Below are 4,334 nucleotides of genomic sequence, written 5' to 3'. Positions count from 1 at the left end.
TTGCAGCGAGTTGCTGGGGTTATATGGAAGGATGAGGCTTTGATATGTCGTTTATTTGTAAGAGAAGTTGATAACGTAGTCGTTAATAACCAGCAAACGCTGCCTAAAGGGTTCGAGCTAGGCGCCCCCGAAAAAAGCGTTTTTCTCTTTGTTGAGGGAGACTTACTTAAAATGACTAGGCTACGTCTCCCTCGCCGCGATTAAAACGCTTTTATCTCGAACAAAATTCAACCGCAAAACATCAACAAGCCCTAATAAAGAATATCGGTTGTGGGGAGAGTGATAAAAAAGAAGCGAGCAGTGTGCTCGCTTCTTTGTTCATCTTATCAGGCGTTCTAGCCGTATCTCGCAAAGGTATTTCAGAATTAACCTTCTAGACCTGCGCTTGCTTGTTTGTTTTGAATCAGTTCGATCATGTAGCCGTCAGGATCTTTAACGAATGCGATGTGTGTAGAACCGCCTTTTACTGGGCCTGGTTCACGAGTCACGTTACCGCCTGCTGCCTTAATCGCGTCACACGTTGTGTAGATATCATCAACACCGATAGCTACGTGGCCGAAAGCAGAACCAAGGTCGTATTCAGTCGTACCCCAGTTGTATGTCAGCTCAATCACTGCACCTTGCGACTCGTCACCAAAGCCAACGAAAGCTAGCGTGTATTCGTACTCTTTGTTTTCGTTCTTACGTAATAGCTGCATGCCCATTACGTTTGTGTAGAACTCGATAGACTTATCTAGATCACCCACGCGTAGCATGGTGTGTAAAATACGACCGTTTGACATGATTTGCTCCTAGCTTTAACTATGTTTACGTTTTTGTAATTTTGTTTTCTGCCGCCAGACATTGCGACACTACTTAGCCTACTGGCTTGTGGTTCTTGCCTATGAACTTAGACGTCGGTTTTTTCTTTGAACTCACACAGGTCTTCAATAATACAGCTGCCACAGCGAGGCTTACGCGCGACACAGGTGTAACGTCCATGAAGAATGAGCCAGTGGTGGACATCCAGTTTGAACTCTTTTGGCACTACTTTAAGTAGCTTGGCTTCGACATCATCGACTGTCTTACCCATCGCGAGTTTAGTTCGGTTCGATACGCGATAAATGTGAGTATCAACGGCAATAGTTGGCCAGCCGAAAGCGGTATTCAAAACTACGTTGGCAGTTTTACGGCCAACACCAGGCAGGGCTTCCAGTGCGGCGCGATCTTCTGGCACTTCACCATTATGAAGATCAAGCAGCATGCGACACGTCTTAATGGTGTTTTCTGCTTTCGAATTAAATAGACCGATAGTCTTGATGTACTCTTTCAGGCCATCGACACCTAGGTCAAAAATCGCGTGTGGGGTATTAGCAACAGGATAAAGCTTATCTGTGGCTTTGTTCACGCTGACGTCAGTTGCCTGTGCAGACAAGAGCACCGCAATTAGGAGTTCGAAAGGGCTACTCCAATTTAGCTCAGTCTCTGGCTTTGGGTTGTTTTCCCTCAAACGCTCAAGTATTTGTACTCGTTTTACATTGTTCATAGCGACATTACTTTCAAATAGTTGGGGCAGAGCTCTGGAGTGGTATTCAATAAACTCGAAACTCAGGCCGTATCATCGGTTACGCGCTCTTATGAGCGTCATTGTTATGTGTATTGGTTATATCTATTTCTGCTGAGCAGTTGAGCAGCTCAGCAGATTTTTGTTGTTAAGCATTAGTCACGCGGGCACGCTCAATAACCGGTTTTTCTGGCTTTGGTTGTTTCGATTTCGCTTGATGATCGATGATGTTTTTCAACGCTATCAAGAAACCAACACCAATAAATGCACCCGGTGGAAGTAGAGCCAGCAAGAAGCTGTTATCAAATTGGAAAATTTCGATTCTTAAGGCTGATGCCCAATCACCAAGCAGCAGATCTGCGCCATCAAATAGGGTGCCATTACCAATGATTTCACGCATTGCGCCCAGTACCACCAATACTGATGTCATACCAAGACCCATCCAGAAGCCATCTTGAGCGGCAGGTAATACTTCATTTTTTGAAGCGAAGGCTTCTGCTCGACCAATGATGATACAGTTGGTTACGATCAGTGGGATGAAGATACCGAGAGATAGGTACAGGCCATAAGCGTAAGCATTCATCAGCAGCTGAACACACGTTACCAGTGATGCAATGATCATCACGAATACTGGAATACGCACTTCTTTTGGCACGTGGTTACGAACCAGAGAAACGGCAACGTTCGAACCGACTAATACAAGTAGCGTGGCAATACCGAGCCCAAGTGCGTTGGTCACCGTTGAAGAGACAGCCAATAGCGGACACAAGCCAAGTAGCTGTACTAGGGCAGGGTTATTGGCCCACATGCCATTTTTGATTAGTGTTTTATGATCACTCATTATTCACCACCGCAATTTAGAGGTTGAGCAAGCAATGCTTGGTTGTTTTGGTTAACGTACTGAACCGCTTGTTTAACTGACTTCACCACAGCTCTTGGAGTAATGGTCGCGCCAGTAAATTGGTCGAAGTCACCACCGTCTTTACGAACCTTCCAACGCTCAAGGTTAGAGTCTGTTACTTGTTTACCAGCGAACGAAAGAATCCAATCACTCACACGTAGATCAATCTTATCACCTAAGCCCGGAGTTTCTTGGTGAGACAGTACACGAGTGCCTAAAATCGTGCCGTCGATTTTCATACCGACGATCACCTTAATCGCACCATTATAACCATCTGGTGCAATTGCCTCGATAGCAATAGCGCTTGGCTCACCATTGATTTTGGCGATGTAAGCGGGCATCGCTTGTTCAGTACCAAGCTCTTCTGCTTGAACTAAAGTACAAGACGAAAACAGTTCGTTGTCGTGAAGATCGTGCGGGATCACTTGGTTAAGAACAGACAGTAGCTGAGCCTGTTCTTGCTGTTTGATCTGATCTTTTGTTAGGTAGTGGGTTACCGCCACTAACCCTGTCGATGCACAGGCAAAAATCGCGAGCACAAGGCCGTTTTTCTTAATAGCATTTAGCATGATGTCCGCTCCTTTAGTGGCCGTATGTACGAGGCTTGGTGTAGTAGTCAATCAGTGGAACACACATATTGGCTAACAATACAGCAAACGCAACGCCATCAGGGAAGCCACCCCAACTGCGGATAATAAATACTAACGCACCAATTAGCGCACCAAACACTAAGCGACCTTTAACTGTCGTTGAAGCCGAAACTGGGTCGGTTGCAATAAAGAATGCACCAAGCATAGTCGCGCCAGACAGAAGGTGAATGGTTGGAGAAGCAGTTTCACCAGGAGTAAGCACTAAGAACACTAAGCTAAACAGAGTCAGACTGCCGATGAAAGCCACAGGGATATACCATTGAATAACACGTTGCTTAATCAGCACTAAACCGCCGACTAAGTAAGCAAGGTTCACCCACTCCCAGCCTACGCCAGCTAACCAGCTGAATTGCGGTTGAGATAGTGCTTCTGAAGCCGTATTACCTGCCGTTAATGCCGTTTTGAATGCATCAAGTGGCGTCGCCATTGTGGTGCCATCAATACCAAGGCGTGCTTGTTGCAGAGACAAACCTTCGTTATTGAAGCCCGTGAATATCATCAAGAATGAGTCAATAAAGCTTGTTGCTTCTGCTGTCAGGCTCGCGGGTGCATTCCAACTGGTCATCTGGACAGGGAATGAAATCAGCAAAACAACGTAAGCGACCATCGCAGGGTTAAATGGGTTCTGGCCTAGGCCGCCGTATAAGTGTTTCGCGATAATAATAGCGAAGAACATACCAATGACGAGGATCCACCACGGAGAGTGTGGGGGAATCGCGACACTCAGTAACCAAGCGGTTACAACAGCACTGTAATCACGCAGTGCCATTACTGGCGGGCGTTTTCTCAATAGCATGACGGCTGCTTCAAAGGTAACAGCAAGTGCAATAGCAAATACTAACTGGATGAGGGTGCCCCATCCAAAGAAGTAGGTTTGAGCTAGTAGACCTGGCAATGCACAAATAGCCACCCATTTCATTAGATCTGGGGTGCTTCTACGGCTATGCGCGTGCGGTGAGCTGGCGATAAAGAAGGCCACTACTCTTTCTCCTCATTGTTCTTTTTGTCTTGCTCTTGTTGTGCCTTTCTTGCTTTAGCACGAGCAATAGCGGCAGCAACGGCTGCTTTTTTAGGGTCAACAGCTTCAGATTGAGTCTCAGCTGCCACTTCGAGCACTGGCTCTGGCGTTTCTACTGTTTCGTCTTGTTTCGCTTGCTGGGCTTTTTTGGCTTTAGCACGAGCGATAGCTGCAGCAACAGCAGCTTTCTTCGGATCGACCTGTTCAGATTGAGTATCAGTT

The 4,334-nt window shown here is 46.4% G+C and carries 6 protein-coding genes and 1 pseudogene; 1 reads left to right on the top strand and 6 read right to left on the bottom strand.

All coding sequences use genetic code 11. The annotated features are described in order from the left end of the window. A partial coding sequence (locus BCT81_RS29865; protein WP_241908270.1) for a hypothetical protein occupies positions 1 to 204 on the top strand: 204 nt, incomplete at its 5' end. A gap of 161 nt (positions 205 to 365) precedes the next feature. Here BCT81_RS29865 and gloA read toward each other — a convergent pair. The 6 genes and pseudogenes from gloA to BCT81_RS24820 form a co-directional block, all read right to left on the bottom strand. After that, on the bottom strand, positions 366 to 782 hold the full coding sequence (gene gloA, locus BCT81_RS24845) for a lactoylglutathione lyase (RefSeq protein ID WP_008220190.1): 417 nt from the start codon (positions 780 to 782) through the stop codon (positions 366 to 368). A gap of 107 nt (positions 783 to 889) precedes the next feature. Continuing rightward, on the bottom strand, positions 890 to 1,525 hold the full coding sequence (gene nth, locus BCT81_RS24840) for an endonuclease III (protein WP_102426191.1): 636 nt from the start codon (positions 1,523 to 1,525) through the stop codon (positions 890 to 892). A gap of 166 nt (positions 1,526 to 1,691) precedes the next feature. Next, positions 1,692 to 2,384, bottom strand: a complete 693-nt coding sequence (locus tag BCT81_RS24835) for an electron transport complex subunit E (RefSeq protein ID WP_004741694.1) — start codon at positions 2,382 to 2,384, stop codon at positions 1,692 to 1,694. Continuing rightward, positions 2,384 to 3,013 (bottom strand): electron transport complex subunit RsxG, encoded by a 630-nt coding sequence (gene rsxG, locus BCT81_RS24830; RefSeq protein WP_102426190.1) that lies wholly within the window; start codon positions 3,011 to 3,013, stop codon positions 2,384 to 2,386. Before rsxG ends, BCT81_RS24835 begins: the two co-directional genes overlap by 1 nt. A 13-nt stretch (positions 3,014 to 3,026) precedes the next feature. Further along, a complete protein-coding gene (gene rsxD, locus BCT81_RS24825) occupies positions 3,027 to 4,073 on the bottom strand; it encodes an electron transport complex subunit RsxD (protein WP_102426189.1) in 1,047 nt (348 codons plus the stop codon). Continuing rightward, positions 4,073 to 4,334, bottom strand: a pseudogene (locus tag BCT81_RS24820) (electron transport complex subunit RsxC); the annotation flags it as partial. The gene rsxD and the pseudogene BCT81_RS24820, both read right to left, overlap by 1 nt.

Origin of the sequence: Vibrio sp. 10N.261.52.A1, from assembly GCF_002876325.1 — a bacterium.
GTDB lineage: Bacteria > Pseudomonadota > Gammaproteobacteria > Enterobacterales > Vibrionaceae > Vibrio > Vibrio chagasii.
Note: the sequence above shows the minus strand (reverse complement) of the source record. Positions and strands in the feature narration are given on the sequence as shown.

Coding starts and splice junctions, on each gene's coding strand:
- gloA (WP_008220190.1), bottom strand. CDS start 782: ATGTCAAACGGTCGTATTTTACACACCATGCTACGCGTGGGTGATCTA.
- nth (WP_102426191.1), bottom strand. CDS start 1,525: ATGAACAATGTAAAACGAGTACAAATACTTGAGCGTTTGAGGGAAAAC.
- BCT81_RS24835 (WP_004741694.1), bottom strand. CDS start 2,384: ATGAGTGATCATAAAACACTAATCAAAAATGGCATGTGGGCCAATAAC.
- rsxG (WP_102426190.1), bottom strand. CDS start 3,013: ATGCTAAATGCTATTAAGAAAAACGGCCTTGTGCTCGCGATTTTTGCC.